The 22,380-nt window shown below is 61.8% G+C and carries 19 protein-coding genes; 11 read left to right on the top strand and 8 right to left on the bottom strand.

The features are described 5' to 3' along the window. The first annotated feature begins 6 nt into the window (after window positions 1-6). A complete protein-coding gene (locus tag ACFPWW_RS13575; protein ID WP_112704469.1) occupies window positions 7-1,080 on the top strand; it encodes an ABC transporter ATP-binding protein in 1,074 nt (357 codons plus the stop codon). Window positions 1,081-1,178: 98 nt separating this feature from the next. On the opposite strand, the gene ACFPWW_RS13570 is transcribed toward ACFPWW_RS13575, so the two are convergent. Next, entirely contained in the window at window positions 1,179-2,513 is a 1,335-nt protein-coding gene (locus ACFPWW_RS13570) for a dicarboxylate/amino acid:cation symporter (protein WP_377312040.1), read from the bottom strand. A gap of 207 nt (window positions 2,514-2,720) precedes the next feature. Here ACFPWW_RS13570 and ACFPWW_RS13565 point away from each other — a divergent pair, with 207 nt between their 5' ends. The 6 genes from ACFPWW_RS13565 (at window position 2,721) to ACFPWW_RS13540 (ending at window position 11,895) form a co-directional block, all read left to right on the top strand. After that, window positions 2,721-4,598, top strand: a complete 1,878-nt coding sequence (locus ACFPWW_RS13565) for a sensor histidine kinase (protein WP_377312039.1) — start codon at window positions 2,721-2,723, stop codon at window positions 4,596-4,598. Further along, window positions 4,595-5,968 carry a sigma-54-dependent transcriptional regulator gene (locus ACFPWW_RS13560; RefSeq protein ID WP_377312038.1) on the top strand — a complete coding sequence of 458 codons (1,374 nt, stop codon included), beginning with the start codon at window positions 4,595-4,597 and terminating at the stop codon, window positions 5,966-5,968. The genes ACFPWW_RS13565 and ACFPWW_RS13560 overlap by 4 nt, the downstream gene beginning before the upstream one ends. Before the next feature lie 553 nt (window positions 5,969-6,521). After that, complete coding sequence (locus ACFPWW_RS13555; protein ID WP_112572388.1) at window positions 6,522-8,465, top strand: PrkA family serine protein kinase; 1,944 nt, start codon at window positions 6,522-6,524, stop codon at window positions 8,463-8,465. Between the two features lie 37 nt (window positions 8,466-8,502). Then, window positions 8,503-9,780 carry a YeaH/YhbH family protein gene (locus ACFPWW_RS13550; protein ID WP_112572385.1) on the top strand — a complete coding sequence of 426 codons (1,278 nt, stop codon included), beginning with the start codon at window positions 8,503-8,505 and terminating at the stop codon, window positions 9,778-9,780. Further along, the gene (locus tag ACFPWW_RS13545) at window positions 9,777-11,342 is read left to right on the top strand and encodes a SpoVR family protein (protein ID WP_112572383.1); all 1,566 of its coding nucleotides are present in this window, start codon (window positions 9,777-9,779) and stop codon (window positions 11,340-11,342) included. Before ACFPWW_RS13550 ends, ACFPWW_RS13545 begins: the two co-directional genes overlap by 4 nt. A 121-nt stretch (window positions 11,343-11,463) precedes the next feature. Further along, window positions 11,464-11,895, top strand: coding sequence for a hypothetical protein (locus ACFPWW_RS13540; protein ID WP_112572381.1), 432 nt, complete (start codon window positions 11,464-11,466; stop codon window positions 11,893-11,895). Window positions 11,896-11,921: 26 nt separating this feature from the next. Here the strand turns inward: ACFPWW_RS13540 and ACFPWW_RS13535 are convergent, their stop codons facing one another. Together ACFPWW_RS13535 and ACFPWW_RS13530 are read right to left on the bottom strand one after the other, a co-directional pair. Then, window positions 11,922-12,560 carry a glutathione S-transferase family protein gene (locus ACFPWW_RS13535; RefSeq protein WP_377312037.1) on the bottom strand — a complete coding sequence of 213 codons (639 nt, stop codon included), beginning with the start codon at window positions 12,558-12,560 and terminating at the stop codon, window positions 11,922-11,924. Between the two features lie 8 nt (window positions 12,561-12,568). Next, window positions 12,569-12,934 carry an ArsR/SmtB family transcription factor gene (locus tag ACFPWW_RS13530; RefSeq protein WP_377312036.1) on the bottom strand — a complete coding sequence of 122 codons (366 nt, stop codon included), beginning with the start codon at window positions 12,932-12,934 and terminating at the stop codon, window positions 12,569-12,571. A gap of 215 nt (window positions 12,935-13,149) precedes the next feature. On the opposite strand from ACFPWW_RS13530, the gene ACFPWW_RS13525 reads away from it, so the two are divergent. From ACFPWW_RS13525 to ACFPWW_RS13510, 4 genes are read left to right on the top strand one after another with little or no spacing between them, the layout of a single operon-like run. Next, entirely contained in the window at window positions 13,150-13,995 is an 846-nt protein-coding gene (locus tag ACFPWW_RS13525; RefSeq protein ID WP_377312035.1) for an ABC transporter substrate-binding protein, read from the top strand. 10 nt (window positions 13,996-14,005) lie between these two features. Then, window positions 14,006-15,136 carry an LLM class flavin-dependent oxidoreductase gene (locus tag ACFPWW_RS13520; protein ID WP_112756137.1) on the top strand — a complete coding sequence of 377 codons (1,131 nt, stop codon included), beginning with the start codon at window positions 14,006-14,008 and terminating at the stop codon, window positions 15,134-15,136. Between the two features lie 24 nt (window positions 15,137-15,160). After that, the gene (locus ACFPWW_RS13515; RefSeq protein ID WP_377312034.1) at window positions 15,161-16,990 is read left to right on the top strand and encodes a TRAP transporter large permease subunit; all 1,830 of its coding nucleotides are present in this window, start codon (window positions 15,161-15,163) and stop codon (window positions 16,988-16,990) included. A 17-nt stretch (window positions 16,991-17,007) separates the two neighbouring features. Continuing rightward, window positions 17,008-18,006 carry a TRAP transporter substrate-binding protein gene (locus ACFPWW_RS13510; protein ID WP_377312033.1) on the top strand — a complete coding sequence of 333 codons (999 nt, stop codon included), beginning with the start codon at window positions 17,008-17,010 and terminating at the stop codon, window positions 18,004-18,006. A 74-nt stretch (window positions 18,007-18,080) separates the two neighbouring features. On the opposite strand, the gene ACFPWW_RS13505 is transcribed toward ACFPWW_RS13510, so the two are convergent. From ACFPWW_RS13505 to ACFPWW_RS13485, 5 genes are read right to left on the bottom strand one after another with little or no spacing between them, the layout of a single operon-like run. Continuing rightward, entirely contained in the window at window positions 18,081-18,434 is a 354-nt protein-coding gene (locus ACFPWW_RS13505) for a cupin domain-containing protein (RefSeq protein WP_112572375.1), read from the bottom strand. Beyond that, complete coding sequence (locus tag ACFPWW_RS13500) at window positions 18,427-19,095, bottom strand: cysteine hydrolase family protein (protein ID WP_377312031.1); 669 nt, start codon at window positions 19,093-19,095, stop codon at window positions 18,427-18,429. The genes ACFPWW_RS13505 and ACFPWW_RS13500 overlap by 8 nt, the downstream gene beginning before the upstream one ends. Continuing rightward, window positions 19,095-20,645 (bottom strand): ABC transporter ATP-binding protein, encoded by a 1,551-nt coding sequence (locus ACFPWW_RS13495; RefSeq protein WP_377312029.1) that lies wholly within the window; start codon window positions 20,643-20,645, stop codon window positions 19,095-19,097. The genes ACFPWW_RS13500 and ACFPWW_RS13495 overlap by 1 nt, the downstream gene beginning before the upstream one ends. Next, window positions 20,642-21,343, bottom strand: a complete 702-nt coding sequence (locus ACFPWW_RS13490) for a cysteine hydrolase family protein (protein WP_377312028.1) — start codon at window positions 21,341-21,343, stop codon at window positions 20,642-20,644. The genes ACFPWW_RS13495 and ACFPWW_RS13490 overlap by 4 nt, the downstream gene beginning before the upstream one ends. An 11-nt stretch (window positions 21,344-21,354) precedes the next feature. Beyond that, on the bottom strand, window positions 21,355-22,371 hold the full coding sequence (locus tag ACFPWW_RS13485; protein ID WP_377312027.1) for a formamidase: 1,017 nt from the start codon (window positions 22,369-22,371) through the stop codon (window positions 21,355-21,357). Between the last annotated feature and the right edge of the window lie 9 nt (window positions 22,372-22,380).

The following is a 22,380-nucleotide window of genomic DNA, read 5'->3' as shown; positions in this document are numbered from 1 at the left end:
ACGCACATGGCGTCTGTCGAACTGAAGAATATCCGCAAGGCCTACGGATCGCTCGACGTGATCCATAACATCTCGCTGTCGATCGAGGACGGCCAGTTCGTCGCCCTCGTCGGGCCGTCCGGCTGCGGCAAGTCCACCCTTCTGCGCATGATCGCGGGCCTTGAGGAAATCAGCGGCGGCGAAGTGGTCATCGACGATGCCGTCGTCAACGAGCTCACCCCGCGCGAGCGCAACATCGCCATGGTCTTCCAGTCCTATGCGCTCTATCCGCATATGACGGTCGCCGAAAACATGGGCTTCAATCTGAAACTGTCCGGTCTTCCCAAGCCGCAGATCGAGCAGCGCGTGGCGGAAGCCGCACGCATGCTCGATCTGACGAAACTCATGGATCGCAAGCCCGCACAGCTTTCCGGCGGCCAGCGCCAGCGTGTTGCCATGGGTCGCGCCATCGTGCGCAACCCGGCCGTCTTCCTGTTCGACGAGCCGCTCTCGAACCTCGATGCCAAGCTGCGCGTGCAGATGCGCTCGGAAATCAAGACGCTGCACCAGAAGGTCAAGACGACCTCGATCTATGTCACGCACGACCAGATCGAGGCGATGACGCTCGCCGACCGCATCGTCGTGCTGAACCAGGGCAATATCGAGCAGGAGGGCACGCCGCTCGAACTCTACAAGAAGCCGGCCAATCTTTTTGTTGCTGCCTTCATCGGCTCACCGGCGATGAACCTGATCGAGGGTGTCGTTGAAGGTGAGGGCGGCGCACCGGCCGCCCGCCTTTCGGACGGCACGGCAATCCGTATCGCGCCTGACCGCAAGGTTCGCGCCGGCCAGGCTGTGACGGTCGGCCTTCGCCCCGAGCATCTGACGCCCGGCGGCAAGGACGGAAACGCGCTTGCCGGCCAGACCCTGCTTGTCGAGCCGACAGGCGCACAGACACACGTCGTCTTCGATCTCGCGGGTCAGCCGGTCACGGCCGTGGTGGATGGGGATTATGCGGCCCGTTATGGCGCGCGTTTCGAAGCCAACATCGCCAGCGAGCAGGTCCATATTTTCGACCGCGGCACGGGGCTGGCGCTCTGAGCCCAGGAGCTTGCCGCCGTTGTTTGACCCGCGGCATCGTCATCATATGAAATCCGCCGCCAATCACCTGATCGGCGGCGGATTTTTTGTCTCAGCCTTTACTCGGCAGGCTGCGCGACCGGAGCAAGCAGGTCGCTCTCCTCGCGCAGATCGCCGGCCATCGCTGCGGCAAAGCGGGTCTGGTCGAGCTCGTTTTCCCAGCGGGCGACGACGATGGTGGCAACGGCGTTGCCGACGAGGTTGGTCAGCGCGCGGCATTCCGACATGAAGCGGTCGATGCCGAGGATGAGCGCCATGCCGGCGATCGGAACCGAGGGAACGACCGAGAGTGTGGCCGCAAGCGTGATGAAGCCGGCGCCGGTGATGCCCGCCGCACCCTTCGAGCTTAGCATCGCTACGAGCAGCAGCAGGATCTGGTCGCCGAAGCTCAGATGCGTATCCGTCGCCTGGGCGATGAAGAGCGCTGCCAGCGTCATATAGATGTTGGTGCCGTCGAGATTGAAGGAATAGCCCGTCGGGATGACGAGGCCGACGACCGAGCGTTTGCAGCCGGCGCGTTCCATCTTGTTCATCAGGCCGGGCAGGGCGGCTTCCGACGAGGACGTGCCGAGCACCAGCAGCAGCTCTTCCTTGATGTAGCGGATCAGCGCTAGGATGGAAAAACCGTTGTAACGGGCGACCGCGCCGAGCACGATCAACACGAAGAGCAGCGACGTCAGGTAGAAAGTGCCGATCAGGAATGCGAGGTTGGCGATCGCGCCGATACCATATTTGCCGATGGTAAAGGCCATGGCGCCGAAGGCGCCGATCGGCGCGAACTTCATCAGGATCGCGACGAGGCGGAAGACCGGAGCAGTCAGAACCTGGAAGAAATCCAGCACCGGCTTGCCGCGTTCGCCGACGGAGCCGAGCGCGATGCCGAAGACGACGGAGAAGAACAGAACCTGCAGGATGTCGCCCTTGGCAAAGGCGCCGACAATCGTGTCCGGGATGATGTTCATCAGGAAGCCGATGATCGTCGCGTCATGGGCCTGTGCGGCGTAATTGTTGACGGCCTTCGTATCGAGCGTCGCCGGATCGATATGCATGCCGGCGCCGGGCTGCAGCACGTTCGAAACGACGAGACCGACGACGAGCGCGAGCGTCGAGAAGACGAGGAAATAGCCGAGCGCCTTGCCGACCACGCGGCCGAACTTCTTGAGATCGGCCATGCCGGCAATGCCGGTCGTGACGGTCAGGAAGATGACGGGCGCGATCACCATGCGCACGAGCTTGATGAAAGCGTCTCCAAGCGGCTGCAGCGAAGCGCCGAGAGACGGATAGAAATGGCCGAGCAGAATGCCGGCGGCAATGGCTGCGAGAACCTGCACGTAGAGGTGCCGGTAAAGGGGAGTTTTGCCGCGCTCAGCGGCGGCGTTCATTGCAATATCCATGGTGTCCTCCACTGTGCCGGACGCCTGTGCGGCGGCGGGCAAGTCATGATGGTCAAACAGCCTCCCGACTGATGAGGACTCCGGTTTGCAATGCGCGTGCCAGTTTTTCGGGCGGCCTAATTCATTGATATCTTTGAGTGTATCTGGTCGGATCGGTCGCATTGGTGCGGTTTTCCGCACAAAGTGATTTGCTGGGCGTGCGAAAATATGCACAATGTCGCCATGCTCCAGAAGACCGCCAACGAACGTCTCCTGACACCTGAACAGCTTGGCCGGCGCTCCCGATCCGTCTGGCTGATCTTTGCGGCGCTTGCCGCCGCACTCATCGCAATCGCCCTTTACGGGGCCGGCATCTATGGCCGCCTGCAGGCAATTGCGGCGCTGGAGGAACAGGGGCAGACCGATGCCAATCTCAAGGTCGCGCTGCTGCGGGCCGTGCTTGAAGGGCCGCGGGCTCTCCCGCTTCTTCTTGCCGACGACCAGCAGGTGCGGGACGCCTTGGCCTCCGGGCAGGGCGAGGCCGTCATGGGGCTTGACCGCAAGCTTCAGAGCCTCGTTGCCGGCACGCGCGCCTCGGTTCTCTACGTTACCGGCAGCAACGGTATCGCGATCGCCTCCAGCAACTGGCAGGAGCCCCTGAGTTTTGTCGGCAACGACTATTCCTTCCGCGATTATTTCCGCCGCGCCATGGAAACGGGTACGGCGGAGCATTTCGCGCTCGGCAATGTCAGCAACCGGCCGGGACTTTATATTTCCCGGCGGGTCGGGGATGCCGCGGCTCCGCTTGGCGTCGTTGTCGTCAAGATGGAGTTCGATCAGCTGGAGTCCGACTGGCGCGATGCGGCCCGGCCGGCCTATGTCACCGACGAGCACGGGGTCGTGCTGATCACCAGCCTGCCGTCCTGGCGTTTCATGACCGCCAAACCCCTGCCGCTGGAAAGCCTTTCCGCGATCAGAAGCAGCCTGCAATTCGGCGAGGCGCCACTCTCGCCTTTGCCGATCGACGAGCGGCAGGCGCTGAGACCCGGTGCCGCAATGGTCCATGCCGTCATGCCGGGCGGTGGTGAGGGGGAGTTCCTGCGATTGCGGACGGAGGTGCCCTCAACCTCATGGCAACTCGAATATCTCGTGCCGACCGAAGCGCCGATCGCCTCATCCGTGCGCGAATGGCGCCTGCTGACTTTGGCGGCGCTCATTCCGGTGCTCGCGATCATGACCTTCCTGCTGCGTCGCCGCCAGATCGCCACCATGCGCATCGCCACCGAGCGCGCCGCGCGTGAAGAGTTGGAACGCCGCGTGCTGGAGCGGACCGATGACCTGAGCCGTGCCCGCGACAGGCTCCAGGCGGAGATTTCCGATCACCGCGCGACTGAGGCGCGGCTGCAGGTAGTGCAGCAGGAACTGGTGCAGGCAAACCGCCTGGCGATCCTGGGGCAGGTGGCCGCCGGCGTGGCGCATGAGATCAACCAGCCGGTCGCGACCATCCGCGCCTATGCCGACAATGCCCGAACCTTCCTCAAGCGCCGGCAGCCGCAATCGGCCGACGACAATCTCGATGCGATTGCCGGCCTGACGGAGCGCATCGGCACGATCACCGAAGAGTTGAAGGCCTTTGCCCGCAAGGGCCGTACGGCGGCGGAGCCGGTGGAACTGCGCGCCGTCGTCGAGGGCGCCGTCGTGCTCTTGCGCAGCCGCTTTGCCGGCCGCCTGGATGCGCTCGATATCCGGCTGCCGCCAGCCGAACTGAAGGTCAGCGGCAACCGCATCCGGCTGGAGCAGGTGCTGATCAACCTCTTCCAGAATGCGCTGGAGGCGCTTGACGGCAGGGAGGGCGCGAAGGTGGAGATCTTCTGCGAGGAGGCGGGCGGCGAGGTTGTCGTAACCGTCGCCGATAATGGGCCAGGCATATCCGAGGAGATCCTTGGTTCGCTGTTTTCGCCCTTCAACACCTCGAAGGAAAAGGGGCTCGGGCTCGGGCTCGTTATCTCCAAGGATATCGTTTCCGATTACGGCGGCCGTATCGAGGTCGAAAGCAATGAGGGCGGCACCCGCTTTACTATCCATCTGCAGAAGGTACAGACATGAGCGACACGATCCCGGTCTTCCTGATCGACGACGACAAGGATCTCCTGAAGGCGACCAAGCAGACGCTGGAACTGGCCGGCTTTGCCGTTTCGACATTTTCTGCCGCAATGGACGCATTGAAGGTACTGAGGGCGGATTTTACCGGGGTCGTCGTTTCCGATATCCGCATGCCGCAGGTCGACGGGCTGCAGCTGTTCGATCGCATACGTCGCCTGGACGAAGACCTGCCGGTGATCCTGATGACCGGGCATGGCGATATTCCGATGGCCGTCAAGGCGATCCAGGACGGGGCTTATGATTTCATCACCAAGCCCTTTGCCGCCGACAGGTTGGTTCAGAGTGTCCACCGGGCGGCCGAGAAGCGGCGCCTGGTACTCGACAATCGCGCGTTGCGCGAGGCTGCCGAGCAGGCACAGGGCGACCTGCCGCTGATCGGCCAGACGCCGGCCATGGAGCGTCTGCGGCGAACGCTCAGGCAGATCGCCGATACGGATGTCGACGTGCTGGTGACCGGCGAGACCGGCAGCGGCAAGGAAGTGGTGGCGAGCCTGCTGCATCGCTGGAGCCGCCGTTCCAAGGGAAACTTCGTGGCGCTGAATTGCGGCGCCTTGCCGGAAACGGTGATCGAAAGCGAACTCTTCGGCCATGAGGCGGGAGCCTTCACCGGCGCCCAGAAGAAGCGCATCGGTCGTATCGAACATTCGAGCGGCGGAACGCTTTTCCTCGACGAAATCGAAAGCATGCCGGCCTCCGCCCAGGTGCAGATGCTGCGGGTCCTGGAAATGCGGGAAGTCATGCCGCTTGGCACCAACGAGGTGCGGCCGGTCGATCTGCGGGTCGTTGCCGCCGCCAAGATCGATCTCGGCAATCCGCGCGAACGCGGCGATTTCCGCGAGGATCTCTATTATCGCCTCAATGTCGTGACGATCGGCATTCCGCCGCTGCGCGACCGGCGCGACGACATCCCGCTCCTCTTTGCCCACTTCACCGAACGGGCTGCCCACCGTTTCAAGCGCCCGGTTCCTGCGGCTTCGCCGGAGCTGCGCCGCCACCTGAAAAGCCATGACTGGCCGGGCAATGTGCGCGAACTCTCACATTTCGCCGAGCGCTTCGTGCTCGGCCTTGAAGCGACACCGTCCGAGCGGGCGCAGGACGGGATGGAGAGGGTGGAGGCCGCGCTGCCTTTGCCGGCAAGGATCGACCGCTACGAGGCCGATATCATCCGGGAGACGCTGACCCGCAACGACGGCGACGTGCGCCGCACGATCGAAACACTCGGCATTCCGCGCAAGACCTTCTACGACAAGCTGCAGCGCCACGGTATCGAGCGGGCCGCTTTCAGCCCCTCGAAGACGGAGAACGAGGCATAGCGACCGTCACGTTTCCCAAAGTGGCGAGCCGGTATTGCCGACAGTATCCGTCAGCCGCCGCCGTTGTGCCGCCGTTCTTTGCAGCCGTGGTTTCGGATGTCTGTGAGGATCGCGGTCCTGATGCGCGAGGTGGGACTTTCCTCGCGTGATCGCATGGGTTGAGCGACCGGTCTGTTTTCGATCAGGCCTTGCTTTTCGCTTGACGTTGCTTGAAGACGCGTCTCAGAGACGGACCGCGAGAAATGCTCGCTCCAGCGAATCAGGCAGCCCTTCATCGGCACCAGCACATATTCGCGTCATCGGCGTGAAGGTGCGCGGCGTTCTCTTTCATGCCGCGCGCGAATAATACTCCCCGCGCCGTTGCAAAGCTATAGAGACGGTCAACTTTCTAGGAGCAAATTGGCGAGTTACGCGCACTTTTTTGTGTAGCGCGGCTGGAATGCCAGCCATGTCTTATTTCCGTCTAGGAGGACCTTGATCTTTCAAAACATTGGCGCACCATCTTACTTAGCGAAGGCGAAAATCGCTGAGGCAGACCTTTATAGGAGGGCCTATGCTGAACAACTCCCTATTTGATGCGTTCACCCGTAACTACGAGTCTCGCCGCGAGACGGATATGTCTATCGCGGACTATCTGTCCTTATGCAAGAAGGATCCGATGGCCTATGCCAACGCCACCGAGCGGCTGCTGGCGGCGATCGGCGAACCTGAAATCATCGATACAGCCAAGGATTCGCGGCTCGGGCGCGTCTTCATGAACAGGACGATCCGGACCTATCCGGCCTTTACAGGGTTCTTCGGCATGGAAGAGACGATCGAGCGGATCGTGTCCTTCTTCCGGCACGCCGCCCAGGGCCTGGAGGAGCGCAAGCAGATCCTCTATCTGCTCGGCCCGGTCGGCGGCGGCAAGTCTTCGCTTGCGGAGCGCCTGAAGCAGCTGATGGAAGTCAATCCCATTTATGTGCTGAAGGCCGGCGACGAGTTGAGCCCGGTCTTTGAAAGCCCCCTCAACCTCTTCGACCCCCTGACCATGGGACCGTTGCTGCTGGAGGAATACGGTATTCCCACCCGTCGCCTCAGCGGCCTGATGAGTCCCTGGTGCCTGAAGCGGCTCGACGAATTCGACGGCGATATCTCGCGTTTTCGCGTGGTGAAGATCCAGCCCTCCCGGCTTCGCCAGATCGCGATCGCCAAGACCGAGCCGGGCGACGAAAACAACCAGGACGTCTCGTCGCTGGTCGGCAAGGTCGATATCCGCAAGCTCGAGCACTATTCGCAGAACGATTCCGATGCCTACAGCTATTCCGGCGGTCTCAACCGCGCCAATCAGGGCGTGCTGGAATTCGTCGAAATGTTCAAGGCGCCGATCAAGATGCTGCACCCGCTGCTGACGGCGACGCAGGAAAACAACTACATGGGCACCGAAAATATCGGTGCGATCCCGTTCTCCGGCATCATCCTTGCCCATTCGAACGAAGCGGAATGGCAGACCTTCAAGGCCAACAAGAACAACGAAGCCTTCATCGACCGCATCTGCGTCATCAAGGTTCCCTATTGCCTGCGGGTTACGGAGGAGCAGAAAATCTACCAGAAACTGATCGAAGGCTCGGAGCTTGCCGATGCGGCCTGCGCGCCGGCGACGCTGGAGATGCTGGCCCGCTTTTCCGTCCTGTCGCGGCTTCGCAAGCACGAGAATTCCAATCTCTTCTCGAAGATGCGCGCCTATGACGGCGAGAGCCTGAAGGAAACCGATCCGCGCGCCAGAAGCGTGCAGGAATATCGCGACGCCGCAGGCGTCGACGAGGGCATGGACGGAATATCGACACGTTTCGCCTTTAAGGTCCTTGCGTCGACGTTCAACCACGACCCAACGGATATCGGCGCCGATCCCGTTCATCTGATGTATGTCCTGGAACAGGCTATTCGCCGCGAGCAGTTTTCCGAGGAGACGGAAAAGCGCTATATGGAGTTCATCAAGGCAGAACTGGCGCCGCGTTATGCGGAATTCATCGGCAACGAAATCCAGAAGGCCTATCTGGAATCCTACTCCGATTACGGCCAGAATCTGTTCGACCGCTATGTCGACTATGCGGACGCCTGGATCGAGGACATCGATTTCAAGGACCCGGATACGGGACAGTTGCTCGACCGCGAACTTCTGAACCAGGAGCTGACGAAGATCGAAAAACCGGCAGGCATCGCCAATCCCAAGGATTTCCGCAACGAGATCGTGAAGTTCTGCCTCAGGTCGCGCGCGGCCAACGGCGGCAAGAATCCCTCCTGGACCAGCTACGAAAAGATCCGGGAAGTCATCGAGAAGCGGATGTTTTCGCAGGTCGAGGATCTACTGCCGGTCATATCCTTCGGATCGAAGAAGGATAGCGAGACCGAAAAGAAACACAGTGAGTTCGTCTCGCGCATGGTCGCGCGGGATTATACCGAACGGCAGGTTCGCCGGCTGGTGGAATGGTACATGCGCGTCAAGCAGGCGAGTTAGGTAGGCTGTCCGAGCGAGTACCCATGTAGGAGCAAACATGCACATCATTGACCGGCGGCTCAATCCGCGCGGTAAAAGTTTGGAAAATCGGCAACGGTTTCTACGGCGTGCCAAGGACGCCGTAGAACAAGCGGTTAAACGATCCTTGCAGAACCGCTCCATCCGCGATGTGCTGGATGGCGGCGAGGTTACCCTTCCGATCGGCGGCATGTCCGAACCGGGCCTTCACCGGGGCGGAGGGGGAATTCAGGATCGGATCCTTCCCGGCAACCAGAAATTCGTCGAGGGCGATTTCATCAAGCGTCCGCCGGCATCGGGCGGGGGCCGTTCGTCCGAGGCCGGGGAGGGCGACGGCGAAGACGGCTTCCGCTTCGTTCTGACCCGGGAGGAGTTTCTCAACATCTTCCTCGAAGATCTGGAATTGCCGGACCTCGCCAAGCGCCGGCTGAGCGAGACCGACGAGGTAACGCCGCAAAGAGCCGGTTTTTCCGTCTCCGGCTCCCCTTCCAACATCGCCGTCGGGCGCACGACGCGCCTTGCCATGATGCGGCGCCTGGCGCTTCATCGCCCGAAGCCGGAGGAAATCGAGGCGCTGCAGAAGCAGATCGACGAATGCGATGACGCGGAAGAGCGCCTGGTCCTTGAGGAGAGGCTGCGGACCCTGACCCTCAAGAGCAAGCGTATCCCCTATATCGACCCGCTCGATGTCCGCTACCGGCGCTTTGAAAACACGCCGAAACCGGTCGTCAAGGCGGTGATGTTCTGCCTCATGGACGTTTCCGGCTCGATGAGCGAGCATATGAAGGATCTCGCCAAGCGCTTCTACCTGCTGCTCTACCTCTTCCTGTCGCAGCGTTACGAGAAGGTGGAGATCGTCTTCATCCGGCACACGGAGAAGGCGGAGGAAGTCGATGAGGAGACGTTCTTCTACAGTCCGGCGACGGGCGGCACGCTGGTTTCCAGCGCGCTGGCCGTGATGCGCTCGATCGTTGCAGCGCGCTTCGACCCGACGGAGTGGAACATCTATGCGGCGCAGGCCTCCGATGGCGACAATTCCTATTCCGACGGCGCCCTGACCGGCCAACTGCTGCAGCAGGAAATCCTGCCGGTCTGCCAGTATTTCGCCTATATCGAAGTCGGTGAGGAGGACGGGGATTCCTCGACGTCGAGATCGCCGCTCTGGACGCTTTATCAGGAGATACGCTCTACGGCCCTGCCGCTCGCCATGCGCAAGGTGTGCCGCAAGAACGAGATCTTCCCGGTTTTCCACGACCTGTTTCAGAAGAAGGCTGCCAAGGCAGGGGCGACGCCATGAGGACCAGCACGCGGCACAAAGAGAAGCTTCTGTTCGAAGGGGCCGACTGGGATTTCCCAACCCTGCAGCGCATTCATGACGCCTGTGAGGACATTGCGCTCGGGGAACTGGGTCTCGATGTCTATCCGAACCAGATCGAGGTCATCACATCGGAGCAGATGCTCGATGCCTATTCCTCGACAGGCATGCCGCTCTTCTATCGCCACTGGTCCTTCGGCAAGCATTTTGCCCATCACGAGGCCTTCTATCGCCGCGGCATGCGCGACCTCGCCTATGAGATCGTCATCAACAGTTCGCCCTGCATCTCCTATCTGATGGAGGAGAATACGGCGACCATGCAGACGCTGGTGATCGCGCATGCTGCCTTCGGCCACAACCACTTCTTCAAGAACAACTATCTGTTCAAGCTCTGGACCGATGCCGAAGGCATTCTCGATTATCTCGATTTCGCCAAGAGCTACATTTCCCGCTGCGAGGAACGCTATGGCGAGGTGGCCGTCGAGCGCACGCTGGATGCCGCCCATGCGCTGATGTCGCACGGCGTACACCGCTATGCCGGCAAGACCCAGGTCGATCTGCGGCAGGAGGAAAGGCGCCAGCAGGAGCGGCGGGCGCATGAGGAAAAGATCTTCAACGATCTCTGGCGCACCGTGCCTGTCGGCCTCAAGCGCAGCAAGTCCGACCAGGAATTCGAGCGCAGGCGCGCGGCACTCGGCCTGCCGCAGGACAATATCCTTTATTTCCTCGAAAAGTCCGCGCCGCGGCTGCATTCCTGGCAGCGCGAAATCCTGCGCATCGTCCGCCATGTCGCGCAATATTTCCATCCGCAGCGCCAGACGAAGGTGATGAACGAGGGCACCGCCACCTATGTCCATTACAACATCATGCGGCGGCTGCACGAGCGCGGGCAGATCAGCGACGGCAACTATTTCGAGTTCCTGAAATCGCACACCAATGTCGTGTTCCAGCCGATGTACGACGACCGGCGCTTCTCCGGCTTCAATCCCTACGCGCTCGGTTTTGCCATGATGCAGGACATCGAGCGCATCGTGACCGAGCCGACCGGTGAAGACCGCGAGTGGTTTCCCGAGATTGCCGGGCGCGGCGATCCCATGGCGGTGCTGCGCGATATCTGGGCCAATTATCGCGACGAGAGTTTTGTCAGCCAGTTCCTGAGCCCGAGCCTGATGCGCCGGTGGCGCATGTTCCAGCTTCACGACGATCCTGAGATCGAGGAGGGTATCCTGGTTTCGGCGATCCATGACGAGCGCGGATACAGGCGTATTCGCCGGCAGCTTTCCCGCGACTACGACATCGGCCATACCGACCCGGCAATCGAAATCGTCGATGTCGATCTTGCCGGCGACCGCAGATTGCTGTTGCAGCACCGGGCCAGCAACGACGAGTTCCTGGAAGAGGAGGATCTGAAGCTCGTCCTGCAGCATCTTGCCGATCTGTGGACCTACGACGTGCTTCTGGAGGAGCTCGACAGCAAGGACGCGATCGTCAAGAAACATGTCGCGCATCCGCGCACATTTGCCAGACAGAGCGAATTTGCCTGAATGGACGGGATCTGCCCGTTCAAGCGACACGATTCTTCAAACGTGATTGGACAGGCAGCGTCGTTGGGGTCAACCTTCCTGTCGGGGGCGTGCAGTCTATTTTTCCAAATAGGAGGCCGTCATGGAACAATACGCAGTCGATCAGCTCAAGGCTATAGCCAAGGTCAGCCGTACCACGCCACAACTGTCTCGGGCAGAGCGGTTGAACCGGTGGGCCGAGCTCCTGGAAAGCGATCCTGCGCGTTCGCTCGTTACCCTTCGGGAAACCGAATACCTGCCCCGCGACCAGCGGATATTGATGAGGATCACCGGGTCGCCCATATCGGTAGCCTATGCCGATCCGGTCTTGCGTGCCGCGGGTCTCGAGGGCGATACCTATGGGGATGCGCAGAGCTTCTTCGATCTTAACGATCGGCAGCTGCACGGGCTTGTCTGCTCCTGCCATTTTGGAGCACGGGTCGATGCGGGTGTCGTCGCCCGCCATCTGAGAGCCACCGCCATGCCGGGCATGAAGGGCGTTCTGGCACGCATGCGGCTGATGTTTACGCGATAGGCCGACTGCCGACCCGAAACCGACAATCAGACACCTGGTGGAAGCGGGACCGGGCCGGTGAAGTGCGGCACTTCGTAGCCGCGCTTCACCTGCGGCCGAGCGGCCAGCTGCAGATACCAGCGACAGACATTCGGGAAATCGCCGAGGTCGATCCCGTGACGCTGGAAACGCGAGACCCAGGGCCAGACAGCCATGTCCGCGACGGAATAGTCATCGACAAGATATTCCCGACCCTCAAGCCTCCCGTCGAGCGTCTGGTAGAGCCTTACCGTATCCTTGCGGAAAAGCTCTTCGGCAAAGGGCGCGCGGCCCTGGTTGTAGGTCAGGAAATAATGGGCATGGCCGAGTGTCGGTCCGAAGCCGCCCATCTGCCACATCAGCCATTCGATCGTGTGATGGCGGGCGGCGCCTTCGCGCGGCAGGAAGCGTCCTGTCTTTTCGGCGAGATAGAGGAGAATGGCCCCGGACTCAGTCAGCGTGAGGCCCGCTTCGTGATCGACAATGGCCGGGATCTTGCCACCTGGATTGATTGCCGCATATTCGGCCGAAAACTGCTGGCCTCTGGTGATGTCGATCGCGTGGGTCTTGTAGGGTAGCCCGAATTCCTCGAGCGCGATCGATATTTTCAGGCCGTTCGGCGTGATCCAGGTGTAGAAATCGATCATCGGCTTGCTCAGTCGAACATCATCTCATCGACCGGCAGCCTTGCCGTCCCGAAACGACCGGTGACGTCGTCGAGGCCGGAAAACATCTCTCGCAATGCGTAGACAACGGTTTCGATCCGCGGGTCGACGACGCGATAGACGATCGCTTTGCCATCGCGGCGCCCTTCGATGACGCCGGCTTCACGCAATTCCGCAAGCTGCTGCGAAAGCGTCGGCTGGCGGATGCCGAGATCGTCCTCCAGCGCCGAAACCGACGCCTCGGTTTCCATCAGATAACAGACGATCGCCAGGCGGTTCGCATTGGCGATCCGCTTTAGAAGCTCGCTCGCTTCGCCGACGCTGCGGCATACTCTCGAAGACACGGGCTTGGTCATGGCCACCTCTTTTGATTTACAAAAAAGTAAAGTGTGCGCGTCGAAATTTCAATGCAGCACCCGGTTGCGGCAACGATTCCGACAAATGATGTTATTATCTGTAGATTTTATGGTTTTATGATCTCGTTTCACGCTGCCCGCGGGAATAGCTTTCCTCGCTTTCAATCTATAAAAAAGTAAATTGAACGCAATTCCAATCCCGAGACGGAATCAGCATGAGAATCGGCGTTCACCCCAACAATCTCCACCTGCGGCTTGCCAGTGCCTGGCCCGGTGCTTTTGCCGGGCTCGATCCGATCTTTGTTCCCTATAGCGAGGGACGCGATACGGCCGCTCTGCTTGAAAGCGGCGCCATTCATTTCGGCGGAACAGGGTCGACACCGCCGATCGAAGCGGATGCGCGTGGCCTCGGTGTCGAATATGTCGCTGCGTCGGCACCCAGGCCGGCCAACGGTGCGATCTTTGTGCGTGCCGATAGCAACCTCAATTCCATCGCCGATCTTGCCGGACGCCGGATCTCCCTGATCGACGGTTCGTTTCACACCTATCTGCTCGCCCGCAGCCTGGAGGGCGAGGGGTTGGCGCTTGCGGATGTCGAGCGCGTCGAGAGCGGCACGCGGGATTCGCTGGCCGAGCTGCTGGAGGGCAGGGTCGACGCCTGGGTTGCCATGTCGCCGCGACTGGAAAAGGCGATCGGGCACGCCGGTCTCCGCCTCATCGTTCGCTGCGGCGCCACTATTCCCAACCGGTCGTTGTTCTGGAGCCTCGCGCGCATTGGCTTGTCGGCCGCGGAAACCGCCGGCATTGCTTCGGAACTTGCCAGGATCGGCAGCGAAATTGCAGCCGATCCGGTGAGGGCAGCCCGCCTTCTGGCGGAAAATGATCGCGGCGGCACCGGTGCCGACGCCTGGGAGCGCGTGGTGCGCTCGCGAGATTTTTCCGTGGTGCCTGTCGATGCGGCAGTGCTTGCCGAGCAGCAGGAAGAAGCCGACACGCTCTTCCGCCACGGCCATTTTGATCGCGCGGTTGCCATCGGCCGGCCGCCGGAAGCAGTGAAGTAGGGAGCCGGCAATGAATGTCTTCTGGTACATGTGCGCGCCCGACGGCGCCTATCCGTGGCAGCCGGAAGGCTCGCGTCAGGTCGATTACGGCTATTACAGACAGCTCGCCCAGGCCTATGATCATCTCGGCTATACCGGCGCGCTCTTTGCGACCGGCGCCCACGATGTCTGGGTGCTGGCAAGCGCGCTGCTCTCCTATACCGAACGGCTGCGTTTCCTCGTTGCAATCCATCCCGGTCTCGTCGCGCCGACGCTGCTTGCCAAGATGGCCGCAACCTTCCAGGAGTTTGCGCGCGGGCGCCTGCTGATCAATGTCGTGTCCGGCGATGCCAAGATGCTGGGCGCTTACGGCATGATGCTGCCGCATGACGAGCGCTACGACATGGCGGACGAATATCTGCACCTCTGGCATCGTCTCTTCGCCGGCGAGAGCGTCACCTATCAGGGCAAGTATTTCTCCACCGACGGCGCCAAGCTCGCCCTGCCGGTCGGCGAAAGCATCGCTCCGCCGCCGCTCTGGTTCGGCGGCTCTTCCGACAGGGCGCTGGATGTCGCGGCAAAACATGTCGATACCTATCTTTCCTGGGGCGAAACGCCGGAGCAGATCAAGGGCAAGGTCGAGGCGGTGAAGGCGCGGGCAGCCCGTTACGAACGCGAGCTCGAATATGGCATTCGGCTCTACGTGATCGTGCGCGATACGGACGAGAAGGCCTGGGAGGCTGCAGCCGATCTCTACGGGCGGATGGACGATGCGGCGATTGCGGCCAACCAGCGTTTCGTCGCCCGCAGTGATTCCGTCGGCCAGCAGCGCATGACAGCCCTGCATGGCGGCCTGAAGCCGGCCAATCTGCGCGATCTCGAAGTCGCGCCCAATCTCTGGGCGGGCATCGGGCTGGTGCGGCCCGGTCCCGGCACGGCAATCGTCGGCTCGCCCGATACGGTCTTGCGCACGCTGGAGGCCTATCAGAAGGCGGGCGTCGAAACCTTTATTCTTTCCGGCATGCCGCTGCTTGAGGAAGCCTACCGTTTCGGCGAAAAGGTTCTGCCGCGTCTCGATGTCAGCAGGGAAGTGTCGAAGGCGCGCAACTACACCTGGTCGACGCTCTTCGATCGCGACCTTTCCACCGTCAAGAGCGCCTGACCTACCGGCAAGAAAGCAAATTCCGTGGCAGCAAGCGAATTCCACCCAGCCGAACAGGAGACGACAGGTGACGGGCTTGCCGCCCGCATCCTGAAGGCGATCGAAACCGTGCTCGGCTTGGGCGCTGCCCTTGTGCTTGCCGTGCTGCTCTTCATGGTGCTGGTCACGGTCTGCATGCGTTATTTCTTCGCGGCCGGCTTCATCGGTGCGGAAGATCTCGGCATCTGGCTGCATGTGCTGCTGATCGCGCTCGGCGCGCCGCTGAGCTTCAACAGCGCCCTTGCCATGCGTCTCGACGTCTTCGTCAAGATGATGCCGGAACGCCTGCATCCGGCAACGCAGGTGGCAGCCGATGTCTTCACCGTGTTGTCGGGGCTCATTCTCAGCTTCGGCGGCAGTGAGATCATGACCATGCTCGGCGGTGTTTCCCCGACGCTCGGCGTGCCGGAATGGATTCGCTTCGGTTTTCTCGGCGCCGGCGGCGCGCTGATCCTCATCGTTCTCCTGCTGCAGCGCATCGCCGAAGGAAAGCTCTGGCCGGTCCTGCTCTCCGTTGCCGTCGGTGCGGCGCTTTATGCCGGCATTCCCCTTGTCTCCATCGAGCTCGACTGGCCGCCCAGCATCGTCCTCGGCCTCATTGCGGCGGTGGGCCTCGTACTTGCCGCCCCGCTGCCGCATGCCTTTCTCGCCGCCGCCTATGTGGTGATTGCCTTCGGCAGCAGCCTGCCGGAACCGGCGATCGTCTCCTCGACCGTCACCGGCATCTCGAAATTCCTGCTGCTCGCCATCCCCTTCTTCCTGCTTGCCGGCGGCCTGCTGACGGCATCGGGTGTTGCCAATCAGCTCGTGCGTTTTGCTGCCGCGATGGTCGGCCATCGCCGTGCGGGTCTTGCCCAGACGACGCTGTTGACCAGCGTGCTGTTCTCCGGCGCCTCCGGTTCTTCGGTTGCCAATGCCGCCTTCGGCGCATCGACCTTCCAGCCGGAACTCGTCCGCCACGGTTATCCGCCAGCCAAGGCCGCGGCGATCATCGCGGCAACCTCCGTGCTCGACAATGTCATCCCACCGTCGATCGCGTTCCTGATCCTGGCGACTGCCACCAATCTTTCGGTCGGTTCGCTGTTGGTCGGCGGCTTCTTCGCCGGCGGGCTGATGGCAATCTGCCTTGCCGTTGCGATCCATCTGACGGTCCGCGATCAGGCGCCACTGCCGCACGCCTCGGCAGCGCAGCGCTGGCAATCGGCCGTCCAGGCGATTCCGGCCTTCGGTCTCGGCGTCATCGTCGTGGTCGGCATCCGCATTGGCATCGTCACGACGACGGAGGCTGCGGCTCTTGCCGCCTTCTACACATTCCTGCTCGGCATCGGGGCGCGGCTGGGCGTTCTCTCGCTTTATGCCGCTTTCCGCCAGGCGGCAGTGGAAGCCGCCGCGATCGGCCTCCTGATCGGCACGGCAGGCCCCTTCGCCTTCCTGCTGGCTGTCGATGATGTCTCCGGTCTGATCTCGCACCTGACGATGGCGCTCGGCGGCAGCGCCCTTGCCGTGATCCTGCTGTCGAACATCATTCTGCTGGTCGTCGGCCTCGTGCTCGATATCGGCGCGGCGATCCTGCTCTTCGCCCCGATCCTGCTGCCGGCCGCCGTCTCGGCAGGTATCGATCCCATCCATTTCGGCGTCATCATCGTCGTCAACCTGATGATCCACGGCCTGACGCCGCCGCTTGGCATGTTGATCTTCGTCGTCAGCGGTGTAACCCGCATCCCGGCCTCCGCCCTCTTCAGGGCGGTCGTTCCCTATCTGCTTGCCCTTCTCGTCTCGCTCGCAATCCTCTGCGCCTGGGCGATCATCTTCTAACGGACAGGACCTTCTCCATGGACTATTTCAATCGACGCAATTTCCTGAAAACCGCCGCCTTCGCGGGCGCCGCCCTTGCCGCACCGGCCTTCGTTCGCGCGGCTGCCGCCCGCACGACAACGATCACCATTGCCTCGCTGCTTGGTGACGACAAGCCGGAGACCAAGATCTGGGTGAAGATCGGCCAATTGGTCGAGGCCAGGCTGCCGGGGCAATTCAAGTTCAACATCGTCAAGAACGGCGCGCTCGGCGGCGAAAAGGAAGTGGCGGAGGGCGTTCGCCTCGGTTCCATCCAGGCCAGCCTTTCAACCGTCTCGTCGCTCTCAGGCTGGGCTCCGGAACTGCAGATCCTTGATCTGCCTTTCCTGTTCCGCGACGCCGATCATGTGCGCCGTACCGTCAGCGGTGATGTCGGCGCCGACCTGAAGGGCAAGCTGCAGGCGCAGAATTTCGTTGTCGGCGATTTCATCAATTACGGCGCCCGTCATCTGCTGACCAAGGAGCCGGTGACGCGTCCCGAACAGCTCAAGGGCAAGCGCATCCGCGTCATCCAGAGCCCGTTGCATACCAAGCTCTGGGCCGCTTTCGGCACGACGCCAATCGGCATCCCGATTACCGAGACCTACAATTCTCTGGCAACCGGCGTCGCCGACGCCATGGACCTCACCAAATCCGCCTATGCCGGCTTCAAGCTCTATGAGGTCGTGCCCTACATGACCGAGACCGGCCACATCTGGGCCTCGGGCATCATCTACTATTCCTCGACCTTCTGGGCTGGCCTGAACGACGAGCAGAAGGCCGTCTTCCAGCAAGCCTCCACGGAAGGGGCTGCCTATTTCAATCAGTTGATCGTCGATGACGAGGCGGCGTCGGTCGAAGTCTCGTTGAAGAACGGCGGCAAGTTGTTGAAGCCGGAAGCCTTCGACGAATGGCAGAAGGGCGCCCAGGGTGTCTGGGACGATTTCGCACCTGTTGTCGGCGGCCTCGACCGCATCAAGGCCGTCCAGTCGGCCTGATGACGCCCGGACTGCAAGGCTGGTCCGTCAGCCAGCCTTGCCCACTCTTTGAGTGGACGCCGATCCTGTCGAATTCAGGCCGCTTCCTCTTCCAGTATTTTCACCGGTCGGTCCCACTGGATGAGAACCACGCAGCCGGTATCACTCCAGACCGAATGTTCGGTGCCGGGCGCATTGACGATGTAGCTGCCGCGGCCATAGTCGCCGGCTTCGTCGGACTGGACGCCATCAAGCACGAGGATGGTTTCCAGCCCTTCATGGCGATGGCGGGGAACGCTGGCGCCGGCCTCGTATTTCAGAAGCGCGACACCCGGCTGATCGCCGTCGAAAGGACGAATCCAGTGGATCGTCACCTCGTCGCGGAAGGGGCCGAATTCCAGCGCCTTCCAGCCGCCTGACGTGAGCAGTTCGCGGGTCGTTTCAGGCATGGGCGATGCTCTCCAGGATATCGTCGACATGGGCCGTCCAGCCGACGATCGCGCCTTGCGCGCGGATCATGGCGATGGCGGCGGCCTTGAATTCGGGGAAATAGCTTTCCGTCGCCTCCTCGGCGAGCAGGCATTCGTAACCGCGATCGTTGGCTTCGCGCATGGTCGTCTGCACGCAGACTTCGGTCGTCACGCCGGCGAAGACAAGTTGTCTTATGCCCTTCTCCTGCAGCACGTCGCCAAGTTCGGTGGCATAGAAGGCGCCCTTGCCGGGCTTTTCGATCACCACTTCGCCCTTGAGCGGGGCAAGCTCGGGCAGGATCGCCGTACCGGGCTCGCCCGCGATCAGAATCCGCCCCATCGGCCCTTCGTCGCCGATGCGCAAGGTCGGGTTGCCGCGGTCGCGTTTTGCCGGCGGCAGGTCGGAGAGATCGGGCCTGTGACATTCCATCGTGTGGATGACCGGCAGGCCGGCATTGCGGAACCCCTGGATGAGCCGTTTGACATCCGGCACGATCCTCAAGATGCGGCTGACATCATTGCCGAGGCTGGCGCCGAAGCCGCCGGGCTCGGCGAAATCTCGCTGCATGTCGATCACGATAAGGGCGAGCCGGTCGTGCTTTGCCGGAAAGGCGAAAGGCTGTGCCTTGATGTCGGCCATCAGTGATGCCCCGCCATATGCGCGCCGATAACGCCGATATCGGCAGACCGCGCCGGCGTCTCGTAGACCAGTCTGCCTTCGGAAATGACCATGATGCGGTCGGACATTTCGAGCAGTTCATCGAGGTCTTCCGACAAGAGCAGCACGGCCGTACCGGAATTGCGGGCCTTCATGATGCGGGCGCGGATCTCGGCGACGGCCGAGAAATCGAGACCGAAACAGGGATTGGAGACGATCAGCAGGTCCACCTCGCCGGTCAGTTCGCGGGCAAGCACGGCGCGCTGCACCATGCCGCCCGAAAGGGCCGCGATCGGCGAGGAAGAGGAGGCCGTTTTCACCTTGAAGTCGGAAATCAGCGCCGTGGCGCGCTTCTTCATCTTGCCCTTGTTCAGCCAGATCGCATCCTTGCCGTCGGCCTTCAGGTCGAAGGTGCGGAAAGCGAGATTCTCGCTGACCGTCATGCGCGGCGCGCAAGCGTTCTGCAGCGGCTCCTCGGGGATGAAACGGACGTTGTTCTTGCGGGTCTCGGGGCGTGTCGCACCATAGGCCTCGCCATTGACGCTGACCCGGCCGGCATCGGTCGGCCGCTGGCCGGCGAGGATTTCCGTCAGTTCTTTCTGGCCGTTTCCGGATATGCCGGCAATGCCGACGATCTCGCCGGAGCGGACCGTGAGATTGTCGATCTCGATCGTCTTCAGGCCGGTGCGATCCGGCGCCTTCACCTGCTCGACCGTGAGAACGGGCTTGGCGCTCTCGGAGATCGGAACACGGGTATCGAGTTCGGCGAGCTTGACGTCGCCGATCATCATCGCCGCCATGTCGGCGGTCGAAAGCTCGCCGACCTTGCCCGTGCCGACGAGCTTGCCACGCCGCAGGATCGAGACGGCATCGGCGAATTTCGTGACCTCGTGGAATTTGTGGGAGATCATCAGCACGGTCAGTTCGCCGCGTTCGGTCATGCCGCGCACGAGGCCGAGCATTTCATCGGCCTCGGCGGGTGTCAGAACCGAAGTCGGCTCGTCCAGCACCAAGAAGGAACGGCCGAGATAGAGCTGCTTGACGATCTCCAATTTCTGTTTCTCGCCGGCGGCAAGCTCGCTGACCGGCCGGTCGAGCGGGATCTTGAAGGGCATGCGTTCCATGAAAGCTGCGAGATCCTTCCGCTCTTTTGCCCAGTTGATGATCGCAGGCACTTCGGCGCGGCTGATGACGAGGTTCTCGGCACCCGTCAGCGAGGGAACCAGCGTGAAATGCTGGTAGACCATGCCGAGCCCATAGGTCGCGGCATCCTTCGGCGAAGCAATTGCCACTTGGCGTCCATCGACGGAAAGCGAGCCCGATGTCGCGTGATAAAAACCCATGATGCATTTGACGAGTGTCGATTTGCCGGCGCCGTTTTCACCGAGCAGCGCATGGAAGCTGCCCGCGGGTATCTTGACCGACACATGGTCGAGGGCCGTGAAGCTGCCGAAGCGCATCGTCATGTCGATCGTGTCGATGCCGACGGCCTTGCCGGCTTGCGGGAGGGGAGTATCGCGGATGGTGCTCATGGCAGCTGACTCACGAGGGTTTGCGAATTGGAGACGGAGCCGAACACGCCCCCCTGCATTTTCACCATCTTGATGGCGGCGAGGTGGTTGCCGTAGTCGGTCGCGCCGCAGCAGTCCTCCAGAAGCAGGCATTCATAGCCGCGGTCGTTCGCTTCGCGCATCGTGGTGGAGACGCAGACGTCGGTGGTGATGCCGGTCAGGATGATGTTCTCGATGCGCTTCTGGTTGAGGATCAGTTCCAGATCGGTGGCACAGAAAGAGCCTTTGCCCGGCTTGTCGATGATCGTCTCGCCTTCGATCGGGTAAAGTTGCGGAATGATGTCCCAGCCCGGTTCTCCGCGCGTGAGGATGCGTCCGCAAGGCCCCGGATCGCCGATGCCGGCGCCAATGCGCTGCGAGCGCCAGCGCTTGTTGGCCGGCAGGTCGGCGAGATCGGGCCGATGGCCCTCGCGGGTGTGGATGATGTGGTAGCCCTTGGCACGCATGGCGGCCATGACCTTCTTGATCGGCTCGATCGGTGCCTGGACCAGCGATAGATCGTAACCCATGTGGTCGACATAACCGCCCTTGCCGCAGAAATCCGTCTGCATGTCGATGATGATGAGCGCGGTATTGTCGGGCCGCAGGGCACCGTTATAGGGCCAGGCATAGGGATCGGCGTCGATATAGTGTCCTTTGGTTTCGACCATGGCGTCCATCGTCTTTTCTCCTATTCACCCGCGAGTTTGAATGTTTCGCCGTAGCGGCGTGCCGGCTTGTCGAAGCCGCAGGGCGTGCCGTCCGTGACTTTCACCTGATCCTCCCAGGGAAGGCGGTATTTGCCGGCGATCAGATCGTGCATGTAGGTATAGGGCGCATCATCAGCGCCGCCGGAAACGGCGACGTAGCCGCGGTGGCCGAACTGGTAGATGTTGTTTTCGACGCCCCAGCCAAGGCGGGCTTCACGTACGAGATCGGGACGCACTTCGGCGGTGATGATCTCGTTGACGCGGCCCGATGTCCCGTGAGCGATGATCGAGCCGTCGAAATTGCAGATCATGCCTTCGCCCATGCTGTCGAACGTGCCGTCCGAGCCGCACATGCAGACGCTCGCCGTGACCATGAGATTGCAGAAGGCGTTCGACTGATTGGTGAAGCGCCACGCTTCGCGGATCGGAGCGGTATAGCCGGCGGTGCGGATCATGATTTCCGCACCCTTATAGGCGCATTCGCGTGCCATTTCCGGGAACATGCCGTCGTGGCAGATGATAAGCGCAAGCTTGGCGCCCTTCGGCCCATCGATGACGGGAATGCCGAAATTGCCGGGTTCCCACGGCTCGACCGGCACCCAGGGATGCATCTTGCGGTAATAGAGCCTCAGCTCGCCCTTGTCGTCGATGACGATACCGGAATTGTAGGGCATGCCCTCCGGGTTAAGCTCCATGATCGAGAAGCAGCCCCAGATCGCGTTGTCCCTGCAGGCCTTCTTGAAGGCTGCGACCTCCGGCCCGTCGAGCGTGCACATGATCTCGGGATTGATATCCATCGACAGGCCATGCAGGGCATATTCCGGGAAGACGACCAGATCCATGCCCGGCTGATTGCGCCGTGCCTTGCCGACGAGATCCACAATGACCTGTGTCTGGCGGGCAAGGTCTTCTCTCGTGACGGTGACGGGAAGCTGGAGCTGGACGAGGCCGATGCCGACGCCGTGTTCCGATTTGTTCAATCCGCCGAGGCCGTTCATCGCTTGGCT

This window comes from Rhizobium sp. GCM10022189, from assembly GCF_042656325.1.
In the GTDB taxonomy this organism is placed as follows: Bacteria; Pseudomonadota; Alphaproteobacteria; order Rhizobiales; family Rhizobiaceae; genus Rhizobium.
The sequence above is the reverse complement of the archived record's forward strand: the minus strand, read 5'-3'. Positions and strand labels throughout refer to the sequence as shown.

Bases quoted from the DNA above. Each gene is read 5' to 3' on its own strand.
- ACFPWW_RS13500 (WP_377312031.1), bottom strand. From the start codon at position 19,095: ATGGCCGACATCAAGGCACAGCCTTTCGCCTTTCCGGCAAAGCACGAC.
- ACFPWW_RS13560 (WP_377312038.1), top strand. From the start codon at position 4,595: ATGAGCGACACGATCCCGGTCTTCCTGATCGACGACGACAAGGATCTC.
- ACFPWW_RS13485 (WP_377312027.1), bottom strand. From the start codon at position 22,371: ATGAACGGCCTCGGCGGATTGAACAAATCGGAACACGGCGTCGGCATC.
- ACFPWW_RS13525 (WP_377312035.1), top strand. From the start codon at position 13,150: ATGAGAATCGGCGTTCACCCCAACAATCTCCACCTGCGGCTTGCCAGT.
- ACFPWW_RS13505 (WP_112572375.1), bottom strand. From the start codon at position 18,434: ATGCCTGAAACGACCCGCGAACTGCTCACGTCAGGCGGCTGGAAGGCG.
- ACFPWW_RS13540 (WP_112572381.1), top strand. From the start codon at position 11,464: ATGGAACAATACGCAGTCGATCAGCTCAAGGCTATAGCCAAGGTCAGC.
- ACFPWW_RS13490 (WP_377312028.1), bottom strand. From the start codon at position 21,343: ATGGACGCCATGGTCGAAACCAAAGGACACTATATCGACGCCGATCCC.
- ACFPWW_RS13550 (WP_112572385.1), top strand. From the start codon at position 8,503: ATGCACATCATTGACCGGCGGCTCAATCCGCGCGGTAAAAGTTTGGAA.
- ACFPWW_RS13545 (WP_112572383.1), top strand. From the start codon at position 9,777: ATGAGGACCAGCACGCGGCACAAAGAGAAGCTTCTGTTCGAAGGGGCC.
- ACFPWW_RS13555 (WP_112572388.1), top strand. From the start codon at position 6,522: ATGCTGAACAACTCCCTATTTGATGCGTTCACCCGTAACTACGAGTCT.
- ACFPWW_RS13570 (WP_377312040.1), bottom strand. From the start codon at position 2,513: ATGGATATTGCAATGAACGCCGCCGCTGAGCGCGGCAAAACTCCCCTT.
- ACFPWW_RS13530 (WP_377312036.1), bottom strand. From the start codon at position 12,934: ATGACCAAGCCCGTGTCTTCGAGAGTATGCCGCAGCGTCGGCGAAGCG.
- ACFPWW_RS13520 (WP_112756137.1), top strand. From the start codon at position 14,006: ATGAATGTCTTCTGGTACATGTGCGCGCCCGACGGCGCCTATCCGTGG.
- ACFPWW_RS13565 (WP_377312039.1), top strand. From the start codon at position 2,721: ATGCACAATGTCGCCATGCTCCAGAAGACCGCCAACGAACGTCTCCTG.
- ACFPWW_RS13495 (WP_377312029.1), bottom strand. From the start codon at position 20,645: ATGAGCACCATCCGCGATACTCCCCTCCCGCAAGCCGGCAAGGCCGTC.
- ACFPWW_RS13535 (WP_377312037.1), bottom strand. From the start codon at position 12,560: ATGATCGATTTCTACACCTGGATCACGCCGAACGGCCTGAAAATATCG.
- ACFPWW_RS13510 (WP_377312033.1), top strand. From the start codon at position 17,008: ATGGACTATTTCAATCGACGCAATTTCCTGAAAACCGCCGCCTTCGCG.
- ACFPWW_RS13575 (WP_112704469.1), top strand. From the start codon at position 7: ATGGCGTCTGTCGAACTGAAGAATATCCGCAAGGCCTACGGATCGCTC.